The following is a 21,750-nucleotide window of genomic DNA, read 5'->3' as shown; positions in this document are numbered from 1 at the left end:
AGCAATGACGGGCAGGAGGCTTCTCATAGATGTGTAGATGGCCACGGAAACAATGCGAGCTCCCGCGCGTCCAGTGCTCGTAGCCAAATCACCAGGGAGTGCACCATGACTACAGGATATGGAGCCGCAATTGTCGGTTTCTTACTCGCTGGGCTTGGGTCTGCAGTTGCGGAGCCCGGCCCTCGCGAGAGACCGTGCATGGTGGGGGAGCGGCGTGTCGATGGTGAGTGCCGGCCCTTAACGCAAGGCTCCGGCAGTCGAGGAGACCAGGGCAATACGGGGAATCGAGGTGATTCCGGCAGATAGCGGGACCGTTTCCCAGCCCACGGGTTCGCCGATAAGGAGTGGCGGTGGTGTCGCGGGAGTAGGTCATGGGGAGGTCATGGGATGTGGCGACCACCCCTGGAAGAAATGCAGCTCCCTCTGCATCGCAGACATGCTATCCGGCCTGACTCCGACATCACTTCTGTATGAAGGTACTTCTGTATGAAGGTCCCGCACCTTGGTTCATGCCGAGCAGCGGCCTTGGCGGCGATGATCCCCTTTTCTGTGGCACGCCTCCCGGCCCTAGCAGCGACCCTGGCATCGACCCGCTTTATTGCGGTACGCCCCCCGGACCTAACGACCCGCTGGAATGCTGGTAAGCGAACCTGGAGCGTCGCGGGTCAGAGAATTGCGACGCTCCGTCGTTGCGCGGTGCTGAGGCCCCGGGCTGAGTAGTCAACGGCCTCCGCATGCATGGAGCAGCAGGTACAAGGATATAAGTGCGCCTACTGCGAGGATCACGACAGTGGCGACCAGAGTGGGCCAGCCAATTCTGGTCTCACGGGCCAAACGCGTTGTCACCTCTTGCCGCTTTTGATCGAGTACTCTGTCAGTCTCGTTAGCCCCGTGAACCATCGCTGCCCCACTGTAAAGGCGCATCTTGGGTAAGGTTCGCCAAGCGCGCGCTTGTTTCCGTTTTTAGACAGCCTCGGAACGAGGGGCCATGTCCCTAAAGGGGTAGAGCAGTGCGGCGGTACATCATACCGAGGGTATCGCAGGAAGGGGCGAAGAGAGCGCCTCGCATGAAGTCGCCCAAGCCCCGTTCTCGTCTGGACGAGAAGCTGGAGGGGACGTGCCTTACCGGCTTCTAGAGCTGTTCCACTGACGTGGATCATCTCTTCTCCTTGGTTTGCTGCATTTTTGACGGTGAACCGGATCCACTTCGCCGAAAACTGCTCTAGCGCTTTGCTTGGCTGACAATGTTCGTGGGCTCGGGTGGAATCAGCTTCACGATTTGGCCGAACACGAGCCCAACCACCAGTCCCAGGATGATGACGATGGGCAAATCATGCCATGCGCGTCCTGTGATCATCGGGAGCTCCATCGGCCGACTGGTCGGAAGCGTTGCTGCCGCCAGCGCACCGGCATCGACAACTATCGAACCTGTGACGCTGACGATCACAAGTCAATGTTCGAGCTGTCGTGGAGAGAGGGGGGCGGGAGCGAAAAAGCAATTAGCTGAAAAGCGACTTCGCCGTTCCGGCCTTCAAGTCAAAATTTCTCAATGATTTGAAGTGGCTGGGGGACCTGGATTCGAACCAAGACTAACGGAGTCAGAGTCCGCTGTTCTACCATTAAACTATCCCCCACCGAAGCCATTGAAATCCTTTGCCTTTTCTGAAATTCGTCTCAGCATTTCAGGCAGGGATCCGAAACCGGCGTCGCGGTTGGCGCTGAGATAGGGGGCTTTTGACGCCTCGTCAAGCCTTGAAATGGGGCCGGATCGGGCCGGCCGCTACTCGTCCAGCGCACCGCCTTCGGGCGGCCCCTCCGTGTCGACCCCTTTCCTGAAGGCGGCTTCATCCTCTGCCTCTGCCGCATCGGCGACGATCCGCTCGTAGCGGTCCAGCGCCCCTTGCAGGATGTAGGCGGCGGCCATCTTGTCGACCGCGTCGGCCCGCTTGGCCCGGGAGGCGTCCGCATCGAGCAGGGTACGGGTCACCACCATGGTGGACATGCGCTCGTCCCAGAAAAGGACCGGCAGGGGCAGGAGGGGCTTCATGTTGCGCACGAAGGCGCGGGTCGCCTGCGAGCGGGGGCCCTCCGTGCCGTCCATGTTGAGCGGCAGGCCGAAGACGAGGCCGCCAACCTCGTGGCGCGTGGCGAGATCCTTGATGCGGCCCACGTCGGGCGTGAACTTTACACGCTTGATGGTCTCGAGCGGGGTGGCGATGCGCCGCTCCACGTCCGAGAGGGCAAGGCCGATGGTCTTGGTGCCGAGATCGAGACCCATGAGGCGCGCGCGGGGGGAAAGTCCGTCGATGAAGGCGACCAGTTCGTCGTCTCGTGAGATCATGGGCCGCCTCCTCGTGCACCTGCCGGACCCAGCCAGTATAGGGGAAGTGGCCCGGCGTCGAGACGGGAGTCTTCATGTGAGAGAGCGCAGCCCCTTGTCATCCCCGGCGAGCGAAGCGAGGGAAGGGGATCCATGAAGCGGCGCCTATCAGTGGATTCCCTTCCCCTCCGATGGCTGCGCCATCTCCGGCAGGGAATGACAACATTAGGCAGCGCTGCTCGTCAGGTCAGGCGATGATGGGGTGGGGTTCACGGTGCCGGCGCGAGACGGCAGGGCCTCTCCGGAGCGGTCGAACAGGTGGCAGAACTCGCGGGTGAGATCGAGGCTGACGGTCGAGCCCACCTCGTGTCGTGCATCGCCCGGCTCGCGCACGGTCAGGCGATGGCCCTCGCCCACATCGACGTAGAGAAGGTGGTTTTCGCCCAATTCCTCCACCAGCTCGATGCGGCCGGTGAGCGATCCTCGATCGGTCACCCGCACGTGGTCGGGCCTGACGCCGAGGGTGACGGTCTCGCCCGGCTGAACCTCCGCCGGTGAGACCGGAACGGACAATGGGCTGCCACCGGGAAGATTCACCGCCACCTCATTCGGTCCAACGCCAGCGACCTGGCATTCGATGAAGTTCATCTGCGGCGAGCCGATGAAGCCGGCGACAAACCGATTGGCGGGCCGATGATAGAGCTCAAGCGGCGTGCCGACCTGTTCGATCCGTCCCGAATTGAGCACGACGATCCGATCAGCCAGCGTCATTGCTTCCACCTGATCGTGCGTGACATAGATCATGGTCGCACGCGTGTCGTTGTGGAGCTTCGTGATCTCGATGCGAGTCTGCACGCGCAGCGCCGCATCGAGATTGGAGAGCGGCTCGTCGAAGAGAAACACCTTCGGGTCACGCACGATGGCACGGCCGATGGCGACGCGCTGCCGCTGGCCGCCCGAGAGCTGGCGCGGCTTGCGGTCCAGGAGATGCTCGATCTGAAGCATGCGCGCGGCCTCGCGCACCTTGCGGTCGATCTCCGCTTTCGACGACTTCGCCAGTTCGAGGCCGAAGGCCATGTTGTCGTAGACGTTCATGTGCGGATAGAGCGCGTAGGACTGGAACACCATGGCGATGCCGCGCTTGGCCGGAACAAAGTCGTTCACGCGCTCGCCGCCGATGAAGAGGTCGCCTGCCGTGATGTCCTCGAGGCCGGCAATGAGACGCAGCAGCGTGGATTTCCCGCAGCCGGAAGGACCGACGAAGACCACGAACTCACCGTCGCGGATGTCGAGATCGACTCCATGGATGACCTTCATGCGACCGAAAGATTTCCGGACATTCTTGAGAACGACATCAGCCATTGCGTTGCATTCCCGATTAGCCTTTCACCGCGCCGGCCGTGAGGCCCGCCACAATCTTGCGCTGGAAGGCGAGCACCAGCGCGATGATCGGCAGGGTCACGATGACGGAAGCCGCCATGATCGTGCCCCAGGGCAGCTCATAAGCCGTTGATCCCGTCATGAGGGCGATGGCGGGCGGCACCGTGCGCCGCTCGTTCGTGAGGGTGAAGGTGAGGGCGAAGAGAAACTCGTTCCATGAGACGATGAAGGCGAGGAGGCCCGTGGTGACCGCGGCGGGCGCCATGAGAGGCAGGAACACGCGCCGCACGACGATCCATGGCGTCGCACCATCGACGAAGGCGGCCTCCTCGATCTCCTTGGGCAACTCGCGCATGAAGGTCGTGAGCACCCAGATCGTGAAGGGCAGGGTGAGCATGAGGTTGGCGAGGATCAGGCCGGGCAGGGTGTTGTAGAGCCCGAAGCTGCGGATCAGCTCGAACATGCCGGAGAGCACCGCCACTTGCGGAAACATGGAGACGGCGAGGATCGTCATGAGCAGCAGCGAACGGCCGCGAAAAGCGATGCGCCCGAACGCATAGGCCGCCGTGATCCCTAAGCCCAGCGACAGGGCGACGACGGAGCCAGCCACGACGATCGAGCTGAGAATGTTCTGCCCGAAGGGCTGACGCTCGAACACGGCGAAATAGTTCGAGAGGTCGAACCGCTCAGGGAAATACGCCACCGAGAACAGCTCGGCGCCCGAGCGGAACGACGAGATGATCGCATAATAGAACGGGAAGACGGCAAAGAAACCGATGGCCATGACGAGGAGCCAGAAGCCGATGCGGGCGAGAACCTTCATCGCGGATCCTCCCCAAGCCGCACGCGTCCTGCGGCCAGCGTCATGACGACGAGAAGCGCGATGATGAGGAAGATCAGCGTCGAGGCGGCGGAGCCTAAGCCCACCTCCTGGAAATCCACGAGTTGCTGGCGGGCATAGACCGACATCGACATGGTGTCGCGCGAATTGGCGGTGAGCACATAGATCAGGTCGAAGACGCGAAGCGCATCGAGCGCACGGAAGATGATGGCGACGATGAGCGCCGGCTTGATGAGCGGCAGCGTCACGCGGAAGAACACGCGCACGGGATGAACGCCGTCCACCTTCGCGGCTTCGTAGATGTCGCCCGGCAGCATCTGCAGGGCGGCGAGGATGAGAAGCGCCATGAATGGTGTCGTCTTCCACACATCGACCATCACGACGGTCCAGAGCGCCGTGTCGGGATTGGCCGTCCATGTGATAGGAGCGGCGATCAGACCAAGACGCATCAGCATGTCGTTGATGACGCCGAACTGGTCGTGCAGCATCCAGTTCCACATGCGGGCTGAGACCACGGTCGGGATCGCCCAGGGAATGAGGATGACGGCGCGCATGAGGCCGCGACCGGGAAAGGCCGCGTTGAGGATCAGCGCCACGATGATGCCGAGCACCGTCTCGATGGAAACCGACACGAGGGTGAACCACACCGTGTTCCACACGGAGTGCCACCAATCGGGATCAGTGAGGAGACCGAGCCATTCGCCATCGTAATTGGCGAGATAGTTCTCGAAGCCGATGAACGCGTAGTCGCTTAAGTTGTTGAGGTCGGCATCGGTGAAACTGAACCAGATGGTCCGCGCCAGAGGCCAGCCCGCAATGAGCGCGACGGCGATCAGGCTCGGCGCGATGAAGAGCCACGCCGCCCTGATGCGCGAACGCGTGAGGGAGGAACGGCGGCGGCGCACGTCGCTCTGCATGGGAGCGTCTGCCTGGGCGACCGCGCCGCTCATGATCATTGCCAGCCGTTGCGCTTGATCCGTTTCAGGTCACGGTCGAGGCGGTTCAATGCCTGTGCGGGTTCTGCGCGCTTGGACAGCACCTGATGCACCGCGTTGAAGAACTCGGTCGAGACCTTGTTGTAGTTCTGGCCCGTCACGGTGGCGGGGCGGGCGACTGCGTTGCTGAACACGTCCACGAGATCGCCGATGAAGGGATTGGCCTTGGCGATGTCCGTGTCGCTGTAGAGCGACACGATGGTCGGGTTGAAGGAGCCTTCGACCGCGCGGCGCTTCTGCTCGGCCTCGCTCGTCAGGTACAACACGAGGTCCGTCGCGGCTTGCGCATTCTTAGAATATTTCGAGACGGCGAGAAGCTGTCCGCCAAGTGTTCCCGCATGGCGGCCGTCCGCGCCACCCTTGGGCAGGGGCGCGATGCCCACCTTGTCCTTGATGGTGCTGTCGGCTCCTTGAGCCAATGCCCAGGCATAGGGCCAATTGCGCATGAAGAGGGCGTTGCCGGCCTGGAAGACGCCACGCGATTCCTCTTCCGTGTAGTTGAGTACGCCTTCCGGCGTGACGGTGCCGACCCAGCCCGCCGCAGTTTTCAAAGCCTCGATGGCCTTCGGATTATCGATGGTGACCTCGCCTTTCTCGTCGACGATGGTGCCGCCGTTGTTCGAGGCGATCCATTCGAGAGCATTGGTCGTCAATCCCTCATAGGCGCGGCCCTGCCAAGTATAGCCCCAGAACTCGCCCTTGCCTTCCTTGCGCTCGCCTTCCTGGATGAGGCGGGCGGTCTCGGTGAGATCCGCCCATGTCTGCGGTACGGGGCGCTTGTATTTGTCCAGGAGGTCCCTGCGGTAATAAAGAAGGCCGGCATCGGCGAACCAAGGCACGGCCATCAGCTTGCCGTCGACGCGGCTCGTTTCGACCATGGCCGGAAGGTGATCGCCAATCGCGCCTTGCGCCTTCGATGTCAGGTCGAGCAGATGATTGCCGAGGGTGCCGGTCCAGACCACGTCGATCTGGAACACGTCGATATCGCCGGCGCCGGCGGCGAGAAGCTGCTGGAAGAGGGCAAGGCGCTCGGTGGCGGAATTGGGCGTCGAGACGATCTTGACCGTGTTGCCGGTTCTCTGCGCCCAGGTATCGACACCCTGCTTGCAGATCTCGTATTCCTTGCCGAGCGCGCTGCACGCGATGGAAATCTCGACGGCCCAGGCGCTGGTCGATGCGGCGATACCGGCGGCTGCAACTAAGCTGGTGATGAGGCGTGGCATGGCTATCCTCCTGCAGGCCTGATGGTTATTGCTTAGCTTCTTAAAGCTCCCACCTTGCGTTTTGTTCCTGTGGAACGTGGTCATGAGGCGAGGGTGCCCCATGTCATGTTCCCAAAACGAGGATGTTTTCATGAAAATCACTTGGTTCGGCCATTCCGCCTTTCGGCTCGATTTCGCCGGCAAAGCTGTGCTCATCGATCCATTCTTCACCGGCAATCCGGCCTTCGAGGGCGATAAGGCGAAGATCGCTGAAGGCATCTCCCACATCCTGCTCACCCACGGTCACGGGGACCATGTGGGCGATACCGCCGACATCGCGAAGAAGACGGGCGCCAAGGTCGTCACCAATTTCGAGCTCTGCATGTATCTTGCCAAGCAGGGCGTTCAGAACTTCGATCCCATGAATACGGGCGGTACGACGGACCAGGGCGGCTTCAGCGTGACGCTCGTGCGCGCCGACCATTCGTCCGGCCTCGTGGAAATGGACGTGAACTTCCCCCTTGGCAGCGCCAACGGGATCATCGTGAAGGCCCCGGGCGAGCCGACAATCTATCACATGGGCGATACGGACATCTTCGGAGACATGGCCCTGATCGCCGAGATCCATCAGCCCGACGTGGTCATCGTGCCCATCGGCGACCGCTTCACCATGGGCCCCGAGGTCGCGGCGCTGGCGATCGAGCGCTTTTTCGGCGGCGCGAAGGCCGCGATCCCCTGCCACTACGCGTCGTTCCCGCCGCTGGTCCCCAACGCCGACCGCTTCGTCGCGGCCCTCGACGGCAAGGGAATTCAGGTCGTGGTGCCGCACAAGACGGTGGGCGTGACAGTTTGATTCTCGATGAGTGTCATCCCGGACAGCGAAGCCGATCCGGGATCGAGGAAACCAGTCCAGCACTGTCATCCCGGGGCCGCGTAAGCGGAGCCCGGGATCCATACCACAACCTTGGACCAGTCCGGCGCTGTCGGCGGTTATGGATCCCCGCCTTCGCGGGGATGACAGTGTTGAGCTTCAAGCACCACATCCTGCACCCGATCCCGGATCTCCGCTTCGCTCCGTCCGGGATGACACGCGAACATTGGCGTTCCCCACATCCAACATTGCCCCCCGAGGCGGGCGGGTGCTATAGGCCGGCCAGCAGATTTCCAAGAGGTTAGACCATTCATGTCGGTCGATGAGAAAACGGTCCGCCGCATCGCCCATCTGGCGCGCATTGCCGTGACGGATGCGGAGGTGCCTCATCTCCAGGGCGAGCTCAACGCGATTCTCTCCTTCGTCGAGCAACTCAACGAGGTGAACGTGGAGGGCGTCGAGCCGATGACCTCCGTGACGCCGATGGTCATGAAGAAGCGCCAGGACGGCGTGACTGATGGCGGCTATCCGGAGAAGATCGTCGAGAACGCCCCCGCCACGGAAGACAGCTTCTTCCTGGTGCCCAAGGTGGTCGAGTAAAAGGCGACTCGCCTTTTACTCGACCATCCCCGGGCAAGCGCAGCGCGACCCGGGGATCTCCCGCAGAATAAGGCGTGGATGGCCGGGACGAGCCCGGCCATGACGTCGAGATAAGAGATCCAGTCCCGTGACCGAACTGACCCATCTCACGATTGCCGAGGCCCGCGATGGCCTGAAAGCCAAGACTTTCTCCGCAACGGAACTCGCCAAGGCCCATCTCGCCGCCATGGAGAAGGCGAGGGCGCTCAACGCCTATGTGCTCGAGACGCCGGAGAAGGCACTTTCCATGGCCAAGGCCTCGGACGAGAAGATCGGCCGCGGCGAGGGCGGAGCGCTCGAGGGCATTCCGCTCGGCATCAAGGACCTCTTCTGCACCGAGGAGGTGACCACCACCGCCGGCTCCAAGATTCTCGGCAATTTCCATCCGCCCTATGAATCCACCGTCACCCGGAATCTGTGGAACGACGGCGCGGTCATGCTCGGTAAGCTCAACCTGGACGAGTTCGCCATGGGCTCGTCCAACGAGACCAGTGCCTTCGGCCCGGTCGTGTCGCCCTGGCGGCGCGAGGGTTCGAACGTAAGCGCCGGTGCGTCCGGCGCCGTCGAGGGTACCCATCTGGTCCCCGGTGGCTCGTCGGGCGGTTCGGCGGCGGCGGTTGCCGCTCATCTCTGCCTCGGCGCCACGGCGACCGATACCGGCGGCTCGATCCGCCAGCCGGCGGCCTTCACCGGCACTGTCGGCATCAAGCCGACCTATGGACGCGTCTCGCGCTGGGGCACCGTGGCCTTCGCCTCGTCCCTGGATCAGGCTGGCCCCATCACCCGGACCGTGCGGGACTCGGCCATCATGCTGCGCTCCATGTCCGGCCCCGACGCCAAGGACACTACCTGCGTCGACCTTCCGGTGCCGGATTTCGAGGCGGCCGTCTCGCGCGGCGTGAAGGGCCTCAAGATCGGCATTCCGAAGGAATACCGGGTCGACGGCATGTCGCCCGAGATCGAGCAGCTCTGGCACCAGGGCGCCGAATGGCTGCGCGCTGCCGGCGCCGAGATCGTCGAGGTCTCGCTGCCGCACACCAAATACGCGCTGCCGGCCTATTACATCGTGGCACCGGCCGAGGCCTCCTCGAACCTCGCCCGCTACGATGGCGTGCGCTACGGCCTGCGTGAGAATGGCCGGGATATCGTCGATCTCTACGAGAAGACCCGTGCCGCCGGCTTCGGCCGCGAGGTCAAGCGCCGCATCATGATCGGCACCTATGTGCTGTCGGCCGGCTATTACGACGCCTATTACGTCCGCGCGCAGAAGCTGCGCACCCTGATCAAGCGCGACTTCGAGGAGGTCTATGCGCAGGGCGTCCATGCTATCCTCACGCCGGCCACGCCGTCCGCCGCCTTCGGCATCGGCGAGAAGGGCTCGGGCGATCCGGTCGAGATGTACCTCAACGACATCTTCACGGTGACGGTGAACATGGCGGGTCTGCCGGGTATTGCCGTGCCGGCCGGGCTCGACGCTCAGGGGCTGCCGCTCGGGCTCCAGCTCATCGGCCGCGCCTTCGACGAGGAGACCCTCTTCGCCGCCGGTCAGGTGATCGAGGATTCCGCCGGCCGCATCACGCTGCCTGAAGCTTGGTGGGCGTAAGCGACGTGCATCCCACCGTTCCCGTTGTCCATCTCTGGGACTGGCTGCCCGCGGCCTTCGATCCGGTTCTGGTCCTCATCGCGGTCTGGCTCGGGTGGAAGGCCGACCAGTTCGGCAAGGTGCTGATCATCGGCATGGCGGCGCTGGCGGTGTCGGCGCTGGTCTCCTGGGTGATCAGCAGTTTGGGATTGCCCTGGATCGCCCCGGTGCGTTCCGATGCGCTGACCCTGTTCCCTGTCCGCTTCGTCGCCGCGATGCTCTGGGCCAGCGGGGCCTATGCCGCCCGGCGGGTGGCGAGGCGCTAGGCAGGTTTCGGCACTGCAATAGTTCGGTCGGCGCCGAAGCGTCGTAGGGCGACAATCGGCCCGGCTCGTGTCAGGTTCATGCCACCTCCCATGCAGCGCACGGACCCTCATTCATGGCGAAGAGCCACCTCAAGCCCAACTACCCCGTCGAGCTCGCGCTCCTGGCCACTCTCGCGACGCTCTGGGCTTCGTCCTATACCTTCATCAAGATCGGAATCGACACGATCCCGCCCGTGACCTTGATTGCCGCCCGCACGCTGATCGCGGGCGGAATCCTCATGCTCATCATGCGGTGGCGCGGGATCAGCCTTCCTCGGGATGGCGCGAGCTGGCGGAATTTCGCGGTTCAGGCCTGTCTCAACAGCGTCATTCCCTTCACGCTCATCGCCTGGGCGGAAAAATCCATCGATGCCGGCCTCGCCGTCATCCTGAACTCGATGACGCCCGTCTTCACCTTCCTGATCACGGTGCTCTGGTCCCGTCACGAGGCGACGTCGTTCCATAAGTTCGTCGGGGTCGTCCTTGGCCTTGGCGGGACCTGCATCATCGTCGGCAGCCAGGCTTTCACCCATGTCGGCCAGGAACTGGCGGCGCAGCTTGCCGTCGTGCTGGCAACAATCTGCTATGCCGGAGCTGCCATCTTCGGTCGCAACTTCAAGAATCTCGATCCTATGGCCCCGGCGGCGGGTTCGCTCCTCTCGGGGGCGACGATCCTGCTGCCTTTGAGCCTCATGGTGGACCGGCCCTGGGCCCTGGCTCCGTCAGGAGCCTCAATCTTGGCTTTGATCGGCCTTGCCGTGTTCTCGACCGCCATAGCCTTCGCCATCTATTTCCGCCTGATCCGGACGCTGGGATCAGTCGGCACCACGGCCCAGGCCTATCTGCGGGCTCCGATCGGCATCGCCATCGGAGCATATTTCCTCGGCGAGAGCCTCAGCGAGGCGGCCTGGATCGGGCTTCTCTGCATCCTTGCCGGCGTGGCCTTCATGACGATCCCGGACGGCAAACGGAAGGCTGCCGTGCAGGCGGCCTGACCAGAGTCAGGTTTCGGCCAATCCTGCGCCGGCTCCCGCCGGGTTGCCCAGCGCCGTGGCGATTTCCTCCAGGGTCGCCTTTTCGGCGTCGCTGACGGCAACACCGCCGAAGCCAAGGAAGCCGCCCTCCTTGCCGGCCTCCGCCGATTTCTGTGCGACACTCCAAAGCCAGGCTTTGAAAGATGCAGCATCTTCCGGAGCCTTGGTGTCGAGCAGGTTCGAGACGGCGCGAAGCTCCTCGATGGCCTTGCGTTTGATATCGGCGAACTGGCTGCCCTTGAACTGCGCCTGGAAGGACTCACGAACGGCGTTTCGCGTTTCCGTGTTGGCGATATCGTCGGCGACTGCCTTCACCAGAGGTGTGGCCTGCGCATCCTGCTTTGCCTCCAGAAGCGCCCAGCCGCTCGCCATGGATTCCTGCAGCAGACTCCACAGCCCGCCCGGATCCGCAGCGGTGATCGCCATGCTGGCGACGACGGGGCTCGCCACGAGGCGGGACCATTCCTCAGGGGTGAAGCTCGACTTGCTCGCCATCTCAATGCTCCTTGTGCGCTGCCGGGTGAGGCGGTTTTATCAAGCCTAACCGTTCGCGCTTCGGCTTGGTTCCTCGGGAAATGAGCGACGGCCCACGCAAAAAATGGGCCTGACCCAAAAGGGTCAGGCCCATCATGCGCAGTGTTACGCAGGACGCGAGGTTACTGCGGATTGGCCGGAGCCGACGGAGCGGCCGGAGAAGACGGGGTCGCCGGGGCTGCGGGAGCCGACGGAGCCGACGGGGTCGTCGGGGTGACCGGAGCGGTCGAGCCGGTGCTTGGCGAGGAGCTCTCGGTCTGGGTGCCGGTGCTGCCGGTGGTGCTCGGTTCGTTGCTGCCGCCGTCATAGAAGAGGAAGGCCAGCAAGCCCAGCGCGACAACAAGGCCACCGATCACGTAAGCAAGAGTGTTCGAACCGCGTCCCGTGTTATCGTAGACATTGGTCTCGCGATTGTAGACATTCGGTTCGCGATCCATGGGATCCATAGCCATTTTGAAACTCCTTGACCGTTTTACCTCCCGAACAACGCAGTATTTCCGATGGGGTTTCATAGGAGCGTGGCAATTATTTTCGAAATCTGTGCATAATTTACGTCTAATCTTAACGGTTGGTTCATCATCCTGAACATCCGTTCATCTTGAAGGGGGTTGACCCATTCAAGGGTCGCTCTTACTCCGGCTAGAGCATCGCGCGGAAAAGTGGACCCGGTTTTCGCTGACGCGGCCCTCTGGGTCCGCGCCCAGCGATGCGCTATTGAAGGGAGCATCGGATGGGTCCCAAAAGTGCAAATCCACTTTTGGTCCGATGCTTTGGCAAAGGCGAGAGATAAAGGCGCAGGTTCATGAACGCTCCGGTCAACCCTAAGAAGCTCATCAAAGGCGCGACAGGCGATTGGGAAATCGTCATTGGCATGGAGATCCATGCCCAGGTGACGAGCCAGGCCAAGCTGTTCTCCGGCGCCTCGACGGCCTTCGGTGGCGATCCGAACAGCCACGTTTCCCTGGTCGACGCGGCCATGCCCGGCATGCTGCCCGTGATCAACGAGGAATGCGTGCGCCAGGCGATCCGCACGGGGCTGGGCCTCAAGGCCGAGATCAACCTGCGCAGCACCTTCGACCGCAAGAACTACTTCTACCCGGACCTGCCGCAGGGCTACCAGATCAGCCAGTACAAGAGCCCCATCGTGGGCGAGGGCGAGGTGATCGTGGACGTTCCGGAGTCCGGCGAGACCATCACCGTGCGCATCGAGCGCCTGCATCTCGAACAGGATGCCGGCAAGTCGATCCACGACCTGCACCCGACCTTGAGCTTCGTCGACCTCAACCGCTCCGGCGTGGCGCTGATGGAGATCGTGTCGAAGCCGGACCTGCGCTCGGCCGACGAGGCGCGCGCCTATGTCACCAAGCTGCGCACGATCCTGCGCTATCTCGGCACCTGTGACGGCGACATGGACAAGGGCAACCTGCGCGCGGACGTGAACGTGTCGGTGCGCCGCCCGGGCGATGAACTCGGCACGCGCTGCGAGATCAAGAACGTCAACTCGATCCGCTTCATCGGCCAAGCCATCGAGGTCGAGGCGCGGCGCCAGATCGCGATCCTGGAGGACGGCGGCAAGATCGATCAGGAGACCCGCCTGTACGATCCGGGCAAGGGCGAGACCCGTTCCATGCGCTCGAAGGAAGAGGCGCACGATTACCGTTACTTCCCCGATCCGGACCTGCTGCCGCTCGAATTCGACCAGGCCTATGTGGACGATCTCGCTCAGCATCTGCCGGAACTGCCCGACGAGAAGAAGGCCCGCTTCATGTCGTCCTATGGGCTGCCGGCCTATGATGCCGGCGTGCTGGTGGCCGAGCGCGTTTCTGCCGATTTCTACGAGGAGGTCGCCAAGGGCCGCGACGGCAAGGCCGCCGCGAACTGGGTCATCAACGAGCTCTTCGGCCGCCTCAATAAGGAAGGCAAGGATCTGACGGAATCGCCGGTCTCGGCCGCGCAGCTCGGCGCGATCATCGAGCTCATCGGTGAGAACGTGATCTCCGGCAAGATCGCCAAGGACCTGTTCGAGATCGTCTTCACGGAAGGCGGCGATCCGCGCGAGATCGTGGAAAAGCGCGGCATGAAGCAGGTGACCGACACGGGCGCCATCGAGAAGGCCGTGGACGAGATCATCGCCGCCAACCCGGACAAGGTGGAGCAGGCGAAGGCAAAGCCGACCCTGCTCGGCTGGTTCGTCGGCCAGACCATGAAGGCCACGGGTGGCAAGGCCAACCCGCAGGCCCTCAACGAGATCCTGAAACAGAAACTCGGGATCGAGTAAGGCCGCTCGGCCATTCCCGGCGGAGCACATCCGCCGGGACTCTTGCAAGGCGCTTCATCCCGTGACCTCGCAGCCCAATCCCTTCGCTCCGCATTGGCTGATCCGCGACATCGTGATCAGCTCGCACAAACCTGCAGTCGGGCCGGGCGGGCTGCTGTTCATCGGCGATTCCCTCGTCGAAGGCTTCTACTGGAACCGCATCGGCGCGCTCCCCGTGCTCAATGCCGGCTATTCCGGCATCTGGACCGAAGCGCTGGAGCCGCGCGTGCCGCTTCTCCTGCAATCGGCCGAGCCCAGCATCGCCGTGCTGCTCGTCGGCACCAACGATGCCAAGAAGGATTGCACCGATGGCGCGCTCGATGGCGCGATGGAGCATTTCGAGCGGATCGTCGGGCATTTCAGCGAAGCGCAAGTTCCCGTCGTCGTGTTGACCCCGCCGCCGATCGAGCAGGCCAAGCGCCTGACGAGCTTCTATTCCCTCGATGCCATAGCATCCTTGAGCCGCCGTATCGTGCAGATCGCAGACGGTCGCGTGGCCGGCATCGTCGATCTGCAGCGAGCATTTGCGGATGACAACGGCACTGCGAGGGAAGGGATGACGACGGATGGCATTCATCTGTCGGCGAAGGCCTATCGCCTGCTGCACGACATGCTTGAAACGACGATCGCCGCCGTGACGGCGCGAAGCGAGGGGCGATGAACGAGGCCAGTCCGCCAGACAGTAATCCTGCTGCGCCAAGCGGCGCGCATTGGCCGTTCCTGGACTTTCTGCGCCTAGGTGCGGCGTTGCTGGTGCTCTTCGGGCATACCCGCGGCCTTGTCTTCGTGAGTTTTCAGGATGTCGCTCAGGCAGGATTGGGGACGAAGGTTTTCTATTTCCTGACGGGCATCCACCGGGAAGGCGTGGCGATCTTCTTTGCCGTCAGCGGCTTCCTGGTCGGCGGTGGCGTGTGGCGCTCGCTGCAAAAGAACAGGTTCGACGCGAAGACCTATTTCGCCAGCCGCTTTGCCCGCATTTACGTTGTCCTCCTGCCGGCCCTGGTGCTGACCCTGCTGCTCGATTGGATCGGACGATCCTACCTGATTGACACACGCTTCTTCGGCGAGCGGCCCCTGATGCCAATCGGTGTCACTTCGGATTGGAGCTGGGGGCAGATCGCCTGCAATCTCGCCGCCGTGCAGGGGATTTTCTGCAAGCCGCTTGGTGCCAACCCGCCACTCTGGTCGCTCGGCTACGAATGGGTGTTCTATCTTCTCGCGCCCGTTCTGTTCGGCACCTGTCTCGCGAAATTCCCGAAAGCGCTCAAGCTCTGTGTCATTGCGCTGCTGTTCCTCGGCGTGTCCTCCCTTGCAGGCGGGCTATTGCGATGGACGCCTTGGTTCATCATCTGGCTCGCGGGGGCCTTGGCGGCCCAGATCGTTCGGGCGCGCGATATGCCTATGGCTGCAGGCCTCGCCGGACTGGTTGTGATTGCAGCTGGATTTTTCATCTCACGCCTGCAGATTCTGCCGCCCTTCGGCACCGATCTCATGGTCGGATTGGGAACGGCGCTCGCCATCGCAAACCGGCCGTTGCTGTCCTGGTGCCCGCTCGCGGGCCCGGTACGCATCGGAGCGGATTTCTCCTACTCGCTTTATCTCATCCACGTACCGGTTACCGTGTTTCTGGGCGGCCTTCTCGAGTGGTACGGTTGGCCCTCGATGCTGGTTCGTCCAAGCGTGTCGGCCTATGCGGCTTTCGCCGGCCTCGCGTTTGCCGCACTCGTCGCAGCCTTTGCCTTCTCTGTCTTCACTGAACGCCGGACCGGATTCATGCGCGATCTCCTTCTTGGGCGCAGGGCCACCGCTTCCGTGCTCCCGAAACCTGTCTGAATCCATTGCACCGGCCAAAAGACCAATCGATCATGACGATGTCCCGCCTCACGCCGCTCCTTGCGGCGGCTTCCTCCACCCCCGTCATCCGGTCTGTCGTCGATACCGACGCGCAGGATCTCTTCGGGCTTCTGTCGCTGTGCTTCGCGGAATATCCGGGTTGCTTCGTCGATCCGCACGACGATCTGCCGGACCTGATCACCCCCGGGTCGTCCTATGCCGGGACCGGTGGCGCCTTCTGGGCCGTCGAGGATGAGCGCGGACGCGTCTGTGCCTGCGGGGCCGTCGACTTCCCGGAGGGTGGAACGGCGGAACTGCACCGGCTCTATGTGCGCTCCGACCGGCGCGGACAGGGGCTCGGCTCCCTGCTCGTGCGACAGGCGGAGAGCCACGCCCGGACGAAAGGCGCCAGCCGCATCGTTCTCTGGTCTGACACGCGCTTTACGACCGCGCACAGGCTTTACGCGAGGCTGGGCTACACGCAGATCGATGGGCAGCGCCAGCACACCGACATTTCGAAAACGGCGGAATATCGGTTCGAGAAGAAACTTTAGAAGATCTGTCTGGCAAAACGACTGAAGATCGAGTAATCTGTTCGAGCGGCTGATTTCTCAGCCGCTTTTTCATCAACCTCAGCCGAAGGAGGCGTCACATGGTTTTGCACTTTGTCCCATGCACCCACGCCGCAATCCTTCCATTCAACAACGCTGCAGGTTTCGATGAAGCAGATTACGCTTTCCCTCGTCTGGCTGACCATTCGCATTGATCTGATTCCAACCGTGCGTGAGCGCGGCCAGATATCCGCAAAAACATCCCCATCCTCCGAAGTGCTGGCTTCCCTTCGCGCAAGGCTCAGTCCTCATTTGCTCAAGGACATTGGGGAGGATGCGAGCGGGCGCGACTGATCATGGTCAACGGTTTTTCGGAAGGGTACGGTCGTCCCGTATCCTTCCGCGATCCGCCATGAGGAATGTAAGGTCAGCCCATCACGGAATCTCGTAGACAGAGAACTCGTCGTTGATTCCGCGAAGCGCCGTCTTCTGCAGGGTGGGGCGCAGGCCCCGCCGCTCGATGATATGCGAGGCTTCCGGATATTCGACCACGGCGCCCGTTGCGAAGATGGAGCGCGAGACTGCAAGTCCCTGGACGCGGGAGGCGATGTTCACCGTCTGGCCGAAATAATCCTGCCGGTCGTTCAGCGTCACGGCGAGGCATGGCCCCTCGTGGATGCCGATCTTGAGCAGCAGATCCTCGTTTCCACGCTGCTCGTTGAGCCCGCGCATCGCATCGCGCATGCGCAACGCCGCCGAGATCGCGTGGTCCGGTGTGGGGAATGTCGCCATCACCGCATCGCCGATGGTTTTCACGACCGCTCCGGCCTCGGCCGCGACGATCTCGTGGAGAACGCGGAAGTGCTCGCGCACGAGGTCGTAGGCCACGAGATCGCCGACACGCTCGTAGAGTTCCGTCGAGCCCTTCAGGTCCGTGAACAGGAAGGTGAGGCTGGTGATCTTCAGGCGCTGATCGATGTCGAGTGTGTCGGTGCGATAGAGATCGCGGAAGGTCTGGTTCGTGAGCAGGCGCTTCGCCGTGAGGAAGGCCCGCCTCTGCTTCATCATGTGATGCAGCTCGTTGCCTGCAACCCATACGGCGGGCAGGACACGCCGGTTCGTGCGGTTCTCGAGCGAAATCCGCAACGGTCCCGGCTGCATGGTGAGTGTCTGGTTCTCCGGATGGCTCTCGTTGAGAACGAGCGAGAGGCTCTGGCGCTCGCGGGTAGGCTCGCCTTTCACGTCGATGAATTGCGCCGCGTGGGTGACCGGTTCGAAAACGATCACGAATTCCGCCGGAAGCTGAAGCGACAGGATCGCTCGCTCGCCGGGCGGAAGCTCCACTGCATCGAGCACAATTTCGTCGATCAGGCGTTCGAAATCGTCCGGGAGATCGATCCCCGAACTCCAGAAGATCTGGCGCATGTATTCATGCATGGGCATGGTGTCGGGATCATGCGCTGCGATCTTGCGCACCCTGGGGCTCACTGTGAACGTGACCTCGACCATCTCATCGAGGGTCGGCTCGTATCCGGCAGCGCAGAGGGCGCAGCTGTATTCGCATTGATTCACAGATTTGAGGCTCATGCCTGACTCGAGCACGCCGCCGCACCCAGGGCAAAGCACGTTCCAGGACATCTCAAACAGCCCGAGCCGGGCCGCGTGAAGGAAGGTGCCGATGACCTGTTCCTCATCGAGCTCATTCTTGGCCGCGAAGGCAAGCGCATTGATGCGGTTCAGTTCGTGGTCGGGCGCCTCGCGGATCAGGCGCTCGATGGCATTAACGACATCGGTATCGACATCGGCAGATTGTCGGAGAATCGCGAGGAGTTTCTCGTCTTCGCTCATGGTGCAGCCTTCTTAAGAGGTGCGAACTTGCAATGGACGATCTCGGAACGCTCAGGCTCGGAATGGGGGCCAACCTTCCGATTATCCAACCCCATGATAGCAAAGCTGGTGCAGTCAGGCACGTTCTTCAAGCAAAGCAAGAGCCGAGGCGGTACGAATACCGCCTCGGTTTCATCGAATAAACTCAAGCTTCGTCTCGGGAGGCTCAGGAATATTCAGGCGATAAGGCCGAGCTTCCCCAATCCCTGGAGAGCGATGATGGTGCCGATCACGAAGACGAGCGCCGCCGAGACATAGGGGAGCCTCTCGCCCCATTCCTCCAGCCTGGCCCATCGTGCTCGCACAATCCGTGTTCCCCAGGCTGCGAAGACACCGACGGCAATCAGCGTGATGGCAAGCCCGATGCTGAAAGCCGCCACCATACTGACGCCGAGCGTGAAGGCGCGCAGCTGCAGGCAGATCAGGAGCACTGCGATGGCTGCAGGGCACGGCAGCAGGCCACCGGTGAAACCGAACCAGGCGATGTCAAAGTTGGTGACATTCCGATTGCCGCCGAAGCGTTGCCGAACCTCGTGGGCATGAGCTGCGGCGTGAGCATCGAGATGTTCGCGAGGATCATCGTGGAGGTGATCATGATGACCATGATGCCTGTGATGAGTTTCATGGCCATGGTCATGGTAGTGATCATGGCCATGATGATGCATAGCCCGCAGCATCCAGAAGATGCGAAAGGCAAGAGCCATGATCAGAAGTCCTGAAAGCAGGACAAGCCACGGTTCCGCGCGATCAAGGATCAGCTTGTCGCCTAAATACAAACCGAGCAGTGCCAATGCCCAGACGACGATCGTGTGGCCGATAGCGGCTGAGATGCCGAGCAATGTGGCCTGCGCCGGCGTGCCCCGAACGGCCACGATGAACGCTGCCATCATCGATTTGGAATGGCCAGGCTCCAAGGCGTGCAGGGCGCCGAGCAGAATGGCGGCGGGAAGATAGAGCCATGGATTGGCAGCTCCCGCCTGAATGAGACTGGCAAGATCGGGCATAACCGCCTCGCTACTTCAAATAGGTGCGCACGACGTCGATCAGTTCCTCGGCGCCGCGCATCCGGTCGGATTCCTGCACCGGTTCCACCACATGGTGATGGATGTGATCCTCGATGAGTTCCGCCGTGAGGCCGTTCATGGCTCCTCGCACGGAAGCGACGAGTTGAAGCACGTCTGCGCAGCCGAGCTCGTTCTCGAGCGCCCGTTCAATCGCCTCGACCTGACCGCGGATGCGGCGCACGCGAGCGAGCAGCTTCGTTTTGGCCTGAATGGTGTGAGACATCTCGATTTCCCTTAGCCATAGTATAGGGGGGTACCCTATATCTGTCGAGGGTTCAGACGGTCCGGTCGAGTGTGTTCTTGGAGGAGCTCATCTAACTCTGCCTCATCCTGAGGAGCCTGCGCAGCAGGCGTCTCGAAGGAGGATCCAGCATACTCTGGAGGCGCCCTCGTCCTTCGAGACGCCTTCGGCCCTCTGGATGCGGGCTCGCGGAACATGAGCCGGACTTTGAGGTCGAACGAAGGCTTACGCCTCCGCGACCCCGTATTCCTCCGCGTAGAGATTGGCGACGCGCGTCTGCCACAGGCACAGCACCGGCGCGACGACGAGTTCCACGAACAGGCCGCCGATCATGAAGAACGAGGGCAGACCGGTCAGCCCTAGGCCGATCAATCGGCTCAAGCCCCCGATGACGACGAGCAGGGTTAAAAGCCGGAAACGGCCGGTCCTGATCTCGATGGAGGGCAGGGTGCTCCAGAAACAGAGGCCGATGCCGAGGAGAAGGCCGGACATGAAGCGGAAATGGCTTTCCGCCGAAATCGACACCGCATCCCCCGTGAGCGCCTGCCCGAACAGGACACCGTAGAGCCCCGTGGCGACGGGAAGAGTGGCCACGATGGCCACACTCTGCTGCAACAGTTTCCGCTCTCGTTCGATGCTGGCCATGACATCCCCCGTTGCATGAGATTCTGCTCCTTCCCGAGAAAGAGACAATCGACTAGGTTCCCGGGCCACAGAATTATCTCACAGGGGCACACATCATGCCGGCGCGCTTCGAACTCCACGGATTTGCCTATTCGGGGCCGACCTACAAGGTCGCTCTCACCCTGTCGCTCATGGGTGAGCCGTTCGATTACGTGCACGTGAACATGATGGCCGGCGAGCACAAGCAGCCTCCCCATCTGTCCCGGCAGCGTTACGGCCAAGTGCCCCTGCTGATCGACCGCAACAATGGGCGCCACCTGTGCCAGTCGGCGGCGATCCTGGAATATCTCGCCGACATGACGAGCCGCTTCGGCGGCGCCAATCTCGACGAGCGATTGCAGGCGCGCGAATGGCTCTATTGGGATTTCGACCGTCTCGCGGCGCCTCTCTACAAGGCCCGCGTGGTCAAGGCAGGCTTTCGGAAAGCGGCGCCGGAAGTGGTCGAGGATTGCGTCAACGCGGCCAAGAGCGCCTTGGGCGTTCTGGAAAGTCAGCTCGCAGGCCGCCAGTGGCTCGTCGGTGAGGGTGTGACCATTGCCGATATCGACATCTACGGCGTCGTGACTTTCGCCGGCGAGGCGGGGATCGATCTTGCCGTGTATCCCCAGGTGAGCGCATGGGCGAAGCGCATCGAGGCTTTGCCCGGCTTCAAGGCGCGTGCGGATCTGCTGCCGATGGAATCCCAGGTGGCGGCATGAGCGCTCTGTCGATCCGCGAAGCGCAGGCCGGTGATCTCGAAGCGATCATCCGCCTGCACGAGGAGGACGAACTCGGTTCTCACGGCGATGTCTGGTCACCCGAGACCCGACCCGCCTATGAGGCCGCCTTCGCGGCCATTCAACGAAGCCCCGACAACAGGCTTTTCGTCGCTATCGATGGTGACGAAGTCGTCGGCACGTTCCAACTCACCTACATCCCCAACCTTACCGGGCGCGGAGCCATGCGCGTGAAGGTGGAAAGTGTGAAGGTGAAGGCGGCGCGGCGCTCGGGAGGCATCGGCGCGCAGATGATCGCCTTCGCAGAGGACCATTCCCGCACCCACGGGGTGAGGGCGATGGAGCTGACCTCCAACAAGACCCGCAAGGACGCTCATCGCTTCTATGAGCGCCTGGGCTTCGCCCGCAGCCATGAGGGGTTCAAGAAGAAGTTGTAATTTATTAGCCAATCCTCACGTCATGGCCGGGCTCGTCCCGGCCATCCACGTCTTGGGAACCACAACGGTGCAAAGGCATGGATCCCCGGAACAAGTCCGGGGATGACGGTGAAGTTCTTCGGAAAAGCGCCTCATACCAGGTCCCTGAAGGTCTGACTCGTTCGTGATTTCCAGGATTGCGGTGGGTGTGATTCAACTTGGTGAGCCAAGGAGGGTTGCCATGCCGATCCCACTCCGCTCTGACTTCGATGCTTCTC

24 protein-coding genes and 1 tRNA gene are annotated in these 21,750 nt (G+C 62.4%); 12 read left to right on the top strand and 13 right to left on the bottom strand.

The genetic code is table 11. The annotated features are described in order from the left end of the window. Positions 1 to 1,222 precede the first annotated feature (1,222 nt). The 7 genes from ACS5Q1_RS22345 to ACS5Q1_RS22315 all read right to left on the bottom strand — a co-directional run bounded on the left by ACS5Q1_RS22345 (position 1,223) and on the right by ACS5Q1_RS22315 (position 6,759). Entirely contained in the window at positions 1,223 to 1,357 is a 135-nt protein-coding gene (locus ACS5Q1_RS22345) for a hypothetical protein (RefSeq protein ID WP_256451892.1), read from the bottom strand. A 203-nt stretch (positions 1,358 to 1,560) separates the two neighbouring features. Further along, a tRNA-Gln gene (locus ACS5Q1_RS22340) sits at positions 1,561 to 1,634 on the bottom strand. Between the two features lie 146 nt (positions 1,635 to 1,780). Then, entirely contained in the window at positions 1,781 to 2,341 is a 561-nt protein-coding gene (gene ruvX / locus ACS5Q1_RS22335) for a Holliday junction resolvase RuvX (protein WP_473100237.1), read from the bottom strand. A 204-nt stretch (positions 2,342 to 2,545) separates the two neighbouring features. Beyond that, on the bottom strand, positions 2,546 to 3,682 hold the full coding sequence (locus tag ACS5Q1_RS22330; protein ID WP_473100236.1) for an ABC transporter ATP-binding protein: 1,137 nt from the start codon (positions 3,680 to 3,682) through the stop codon (positions 2,546 to 2,548). 16 nt (positions 3,683 to 3,698) lie between these two features. Then, a complete protein-coding gene (locus tag ACS5Q1_RS22325) occupies positions 3,699 to 4,523 on the bottom strand; it encodes a carbohydrate ABC transporter permease (protein ID WP_473100235.1) in 825 nt (274 codons plus the stop codon). Further along, positions 4,520 to 5,491 carry a carbohydrate ABC transporter permease gene (locus ACS5Q1_RS22320; protein ID WP_473100234.1) on the bottom strand — a complete coding sequence of 324 codons (972 nt, stop codon included), beginning with the start codon at positions 5,489 to 5,491 and terminating at the stop codon, positions 4,520 to 4,522. Before ACS5Q1_RS22320 ends, ACS5Q1_RS22325 begins: the two co-directional genes overlap by 4 nt. A 2-nt stretch (positions 5,492 to 5,493) precedes the next feature. Next, positions 5,494 to 6,759: an ABC transporter substrate-binding protein gene (locus ACS5Q1_RS22315; RefSeq protein WP_473100233.1), complete on the bottom strand. Its 1,266-nt coding sequence runs from the start codon at positions 6,757 to 6,759 to the stop codon at positions 5,494 to 5,496. A 130-nt stretch (positions 6,760 to 6,889) separates the two neighbouring features. Between ACS5Q1_RS22315 and ACS5Q1_RS22310 the strand changes: the two genes are divergently transcribed. The 5 genes from ACS5Q1_RS22310 (at position 6,890) to ACS5Q1_RS22290 (ending at position 11,190) form a co-directional block, all read left to right on the top strand. Next, entirely contained in the window at positions 6,890 to 7,591 is a 702-nt protein-coding gene (locus tag ACS5Q1_RS22310; RefSeq protein WP_473100232.1) for a metal-dependent hydrolase, read from the top strand. A 330-nt stretch (positions 7,592 to 7,921) separates the two neighbouring features. Continuing rightward, positions 7,922 to 8,209 carry an Asp-tRNA(Asn)/Glu-tRNA(Gln) amidotransferase subunit GatC gene (gatC, locus tag ACS5Q1_RS22305; RefSeq protein WP_203439952.1) on the top strand — a complete coding sequence of 96 codons (288 nt, stop codon included), beginning with the start codon at positions 7,922 to 7,924 and terminating at the stop codon, positions 8,207 to 8,209. Positions 8,210 to 8,336: 127 nt separating this feature from the next. Further along, on the top strand, positions 8,337 to 9,851 hold the full coding sequence (gatA, locus tag ACS5Q1_RS22300; protein ID WP_473100231.1) for an Asp-tRNA(Asn)/Glu-tRNA(Gln) amidotransferase subunit GatA: 1,515 nt from the start codon (positions 8,337 to 8,339) through the stop codon (positions 9,849 to 9,851). Further along, positions 9,842 to 10,156: a hypothetical protein gene (locus tag ACS5Q1_RS22295; RefSeq protein WP_473100268.1), complete on the top strand. Its 315-nt coding sequence runs from the start codon at positions 9,842 to 9,844 to the stop codon at positions 10,154 to 10,156. The genes gatA and ACS5Q1_RS22295 overlap by 10 nt, the downstream gene beginning before the upstream one ends. 113 nt (positions 10,157 to 10,269) lie before the next feature. Continuing rightward, positions 10,270 to 11,190 carry a DMT family transporter gene (locus tag ACS5Q1_RS22290; protein ID WP_473100230.1) on the top strand — a complete coding sequence of 307 codons (921 nt, stop codon included), beginning with the start codon at positions 10,270 to 10,272 and terminating at the stop codon, positions 11,188 to 11,190. A 6-nt stretch (positions 11,191 to 11,196) separates the two neighbouring features. Here the strand turns inward: ACS5Q1_RS22290 and ACS5Q1_RS22285 are convergent, their stop codons facing one another. Next, entirely contained in the window at positions 11,197 to 11,724 is a 528-nt protein-coding gene (locus ACS5Q1_RS22285) for a hypothetical protein (RefSeq protein WP_203439948.1), read from the bottom strand. A gap of 161 nt (positions 11,725 to 11,885) precedes the next feature. After that, on the bottom strand, positions 11,886 to 12,215 hold the full coding sequence (locus ACS5Q1_RS22280; protein WP_203439947.1) for an LPXTG cell wall anchor domain-containing protein: 330 nt from the start codon (positions 12,213 to 12,215) through the stop codon (positions 11,886 to 11,888). A 350-nt stretch (positions 12,216 to 12,565) separates the two neighbouring features. On the opposite strand from ACS5Q1_RS22280, the gene gatB reads away from it, so the two are divergent. The 5 genes from gatB to ACS5Q1_RS22255 all read left to right on the top strand — a co-directional run bounded on the left by gatB (position 12,566) and on the right by ACS5Q1_RS22255 (position 16,818). Then, a complete protein-coding gene (gatB, locus tag ACS5Q1_RS22275; protein ID WP_473100229.1) occupies positions 12,566 to 14,041 on the top strand; it encodes an Asp-tRNA(Asn)/Glu-tRNA(Gln) amidotransferase subunit GatB in 1,476 nt (491 codons plus the stop codon). A 61-nt stretch (positions 14,042 to 14,102) separates the two neighbouring features. After that, positions 14,103 to 14,741 (top strand): SGNH/GDSL hydrolase family protein, encoded by a 639-nt coding sequence (locus ACS5Q1_RS22270; RefSeq protein ID WP_473100228.1) that lies wholly within the window; start codon positions 14,103 to 14,105, stop codon positions 14,739 to 14,741. Continuing rightward, a complete protein-coding gene (locus ACS5Q1_RS22265) occupies positions 14,738 to 15,913 on the top strand; it encodes an acyltransferase family protein (protein WP_473100227.1) in 1,176 nt (391 codons plus the stop codon). Before ACS5Q1_RS22270 ends, ACS5Q1_RS22265 begins: the two co-directional genes overlap by 4 nt. 32 nt (positions 15,914 to 15,945) lie before the next feature. Next, complete coding sequence (locus ACS5Q1_RS22260; protein ID WP_473100226.1) at positions 15,946 to 16,467, top strand: GNAT family N-acetyltransferase; 522 nt, start codon at positions 15,946 to 15,948, stop codon at positions 16,465 to 16,467. Positions 16,468 to 16,632: 165 nt separating this feature from the next. Next, positions 16,633 to 16,818 carry a hypothetical protein gene (locus tag ACS5Q1_RS22255; RefSeq protein ID WP_473100225.1) on the top strand — a complete coding sequence of 62 codons (186 nt, stop codon included), beginning with the start codon at positions 16,633 to 16,635 and terminating at the stop codon, positions 16,816 to 16,818. An 81-nt stretch (positions 16,819 to 16,899) separates the two neighbouring features. On the opposite strand, the gene ACS5Q1_RS22250 is transcribed toward ACS5Q1_RS22255, so the two are convergent. The 4 genes from ACS5Q1_RS22250 to ACS5Q1_RS22235 all read right to left on the bottom strand — a co-directional run bounded on the left by ACS5Q1_RS22250 (position 16,900) and on the right by ACS5Q1_RS22235 (position 20,292). Next, on the bottom strand, positions 16,900 to 18,312 hold the full coding sequence (locus ACS5Q1_RS22250; RefSeq protein ID WP_203439941.1) for an adenylate/guanylate cyclase domain-containing protein: 1,413 nt from the start codon (positions 18,310 to 18,312) through the stop codon (positions 16,900 to 16,902). A 215-nt stretch (positions 18,313 to 18,527) separates the two neighbouring features. Beyond that, on the bottom strand, positions 18,528 to 19,355 hold the full coding sequence (locus ACS5Q1_RS22245) for a nickel/cobalt efflux transporter (RefSeq protein WP_473100224.1): 828 nt from the start codon (positions 19,353 to 19,355) through the stop codon (positions 18,528 to 18,530). Between the two features lie 10 nt (positions 19,356 to 19,365). Continuing rightward, on the bottom strand, positions 19,366 to 19,638 hold the full coding sequence (locus ACS5Q1_RS22240) for a metal/formaldehyde-sensitive transcriptional repressor (RefSeq protein WP_473100223.1): 273 nt from the start codon (positions 19,636 to 19,638) through the stop codon (positions 19,366 to 19,368). Between the two features lie 243 nt (positions 19,639 to 19,881). Then, positions 19,882 to 20,292 (bottom strand): DUF4345 domain-containing protein, encoded by a 411-nt coding sequence (locus ACS5Q1_RS22235; protein ID WP_203444227.1) that lies wholly within the window; start codon positions 20,290 to 20,292, stop codon positions 19,882 to 19,884. Between the two features lie 104 nt (positions 20,293 to 20,396). Here ACS5Q1_RS22235 and ACS5Q1_RS22230 point away from each other — a divergent pair, with 104 nt between their 5' ends. After that, positions 20,397 to 21,038, top strand: coding sequence for a glutathione S-transferase family protein (locus ACS5Q1_RS22230; protein ID WP_473100222.1), 642 nt, complete (start codon positions 20,397 to 20,399; stop codon positions 21,036 to 21,038). Beyond that, on the top strand, positions 21,035 to 21,493 hold the full coding sequence (locus ACS5Q1_RS22225; RefSeq protein ID WP_473100221.1) for a GNAT family N-acetyltransferase: 459 nt from the start codon (positions 21,035 to 21,037) through the stop codon (positions 21,491 to 21,493). Before ACS5Q1_RS22230 ends, ACS5Q1_RS22225 begins: the two co-directional genes overlap by 4 nt. Positions 21,494 to 21,750: the final 257 nt, after the last annotated feature.

Source organism: Microvirga sp. GN3, from assembly GCF_055792825.1.
This window is presented reverse-complemented; position numbering and strand designations above follow the sequence as displayed.

What these genes read in the sequence shown, in the direction of transcription:
- ACS5Q1_RS22325 (WP_473100235.1), bottom strand. Translation starts at nt 4,523, where the DNA reads ATGAAGGTTCTCGCCCGCATCGGCTTCTGGCTCCTCGTCATGGCCATC.
- ACS5Q1_RS22225 (WP_473100221.1), top strand. Translation starts at nt 21,035, where the DNA reads ATGAGCGCTCTGTCGATCCGCGAAGCGCAGGCCGGTGATCTCGAAGCG.
- ACS5Q1_RS22285 (WP_203439948.1), bottom strand. Translation starts at nt 11,724, where the DNA reads ATGGCGAGCAAGTCGAGCTTCACCCCTGAGGAATGGTCCCGCCTCGTG.
- ACS5Q1_RS22245 (WP_473100224.1), bottom strand. Translation starts at nt 19,355, where the DNA reads ATGCCCGATCTTGCCAGTCTCATTCAGGCGGGAGCTGCCAATCCATGG.
- ACS5Q1_RS22260 (WP_473100226.1), top strand. Translation starts at nt 15,946, where the DNA reads ATGACGATGTCCCGCCTCACGCCGCTCCTTGCGGCGGCTTCCTCCACC.
- ruvX (WP_473100237.1), bottom strand. Translation starts at nt 2,341, where the DNA reads ATGATCTCACGAGACGACGAACTGGTCGCCTTCATCGACGGACTTTCC.
- gatC (WP_203439952.1), top strand. Translation starts at nt 7,922, where the DNA reads ATGTCGGTCGATGAGAAAACGGTCCGCCGCATCGCCCATCTGGCGCGC.
- ACS5Q1_RS22250 (WP_203439941.1), bottom strand. Translation starts at nt 18,312, where the DNA reads ATGAGCGAAGACGAGAAACTCCTCGCGATTCTCCGACAATCTGCCGAT.
- ACS5Q1_RS22320 (WP_473100234.1), bottom strand. Translation starts at nt 5,491, where the DNA reads ATGAGCGGCGCGGTCGCCCAGGCAGACGCTCCCATGCAGAGCGACGTG.
- ACS5Q1_RS22265 (WP_473100227.1), top strand. Translation starts at nt 14,738, where the DNA reads ATGAACGAGGCCAGTCCGCCAGACAGTAATCCTGCTGCGCCAAGCGGC.
- gatB (WP_473100229.1), top strand. Translation starts at nt 12,566, where the DNA reads ATGAACGCTCCGGTCAACCCTAAGAAGCTCATCAAAGGCGCGACAGGC.
- ACS5Q1_RS22240 (WP_473100223.1), bottom strand. Translation starts at nt 19,638, where the DNA reads ATGTCTCACACCATTCAGGCCAAAACGAAGCTGCTCGCTCGCGTGCGC.
- ACS5Q1_RS22310 (WP_473100232.1), top strand. Translation starts at nt 6,890, where the DNA reads ATGAAAATCACTTGGTTCGGCCATTCCGCCTTTCGGCTCGATTTCGCC.
- ACS5Q1_RS22345 (WP_256451892.1), bottom strand. Translation starts at nt 1,357, where the DNA reads ATGATCACAGGACGCGCATGGCATGATTTGCCCATCGTCATCATCCTG.
- ACS5Q1_RS22230 (WP_473100222.1), top strand. Translation starts at nt 20,397, where the DNA reads ATGCCGGCGCGCTTCGAACTCCACGGATTTGCCTATTCGGGGCCGACC.
- ACS5Q1_RS22330 (WP_473100236.1), bottom strand. Translation starts at nt 3,682, where the DNA reads ATGGCTGATGTCGTTCTCAAGAATGTCCGGAAATCTTTCGGTCGCATG.
- ACS5Q1_RS22255 (WP_473100225.1), top strand. Translation starts at nt 16,633, where the DNA reads ATGAAGCAGATTACGCTTTCCCTCGTCTGGCTGACCATTCGCATTGAT.
- ACS5Q1_RS22290 (WP_473100230.1), top strand. Translation starts at nt 10,270, where the DNA reads ATGGCGAAGAGCCACCTCAAGCCCAACTACCCCGTCGAGCTCGCGCTC.
- ACS5Q1_RS22280 (WP_203439947.1), bottom strand. Translation starts at nt 12,215, where the DNA reads ATGGCTATGGATCCCATGGATCGCGAACCGAATGTCTACAATCGCGAG.
- ACS5Q1_RS22315 (WP_473100233.1), bottom strand. Translation starts at nt 6,759, where the DNA reads ATGCCACGCCTCATCACCAGCTTAGTTGCAGCCGCCGGTATCGCCGCA.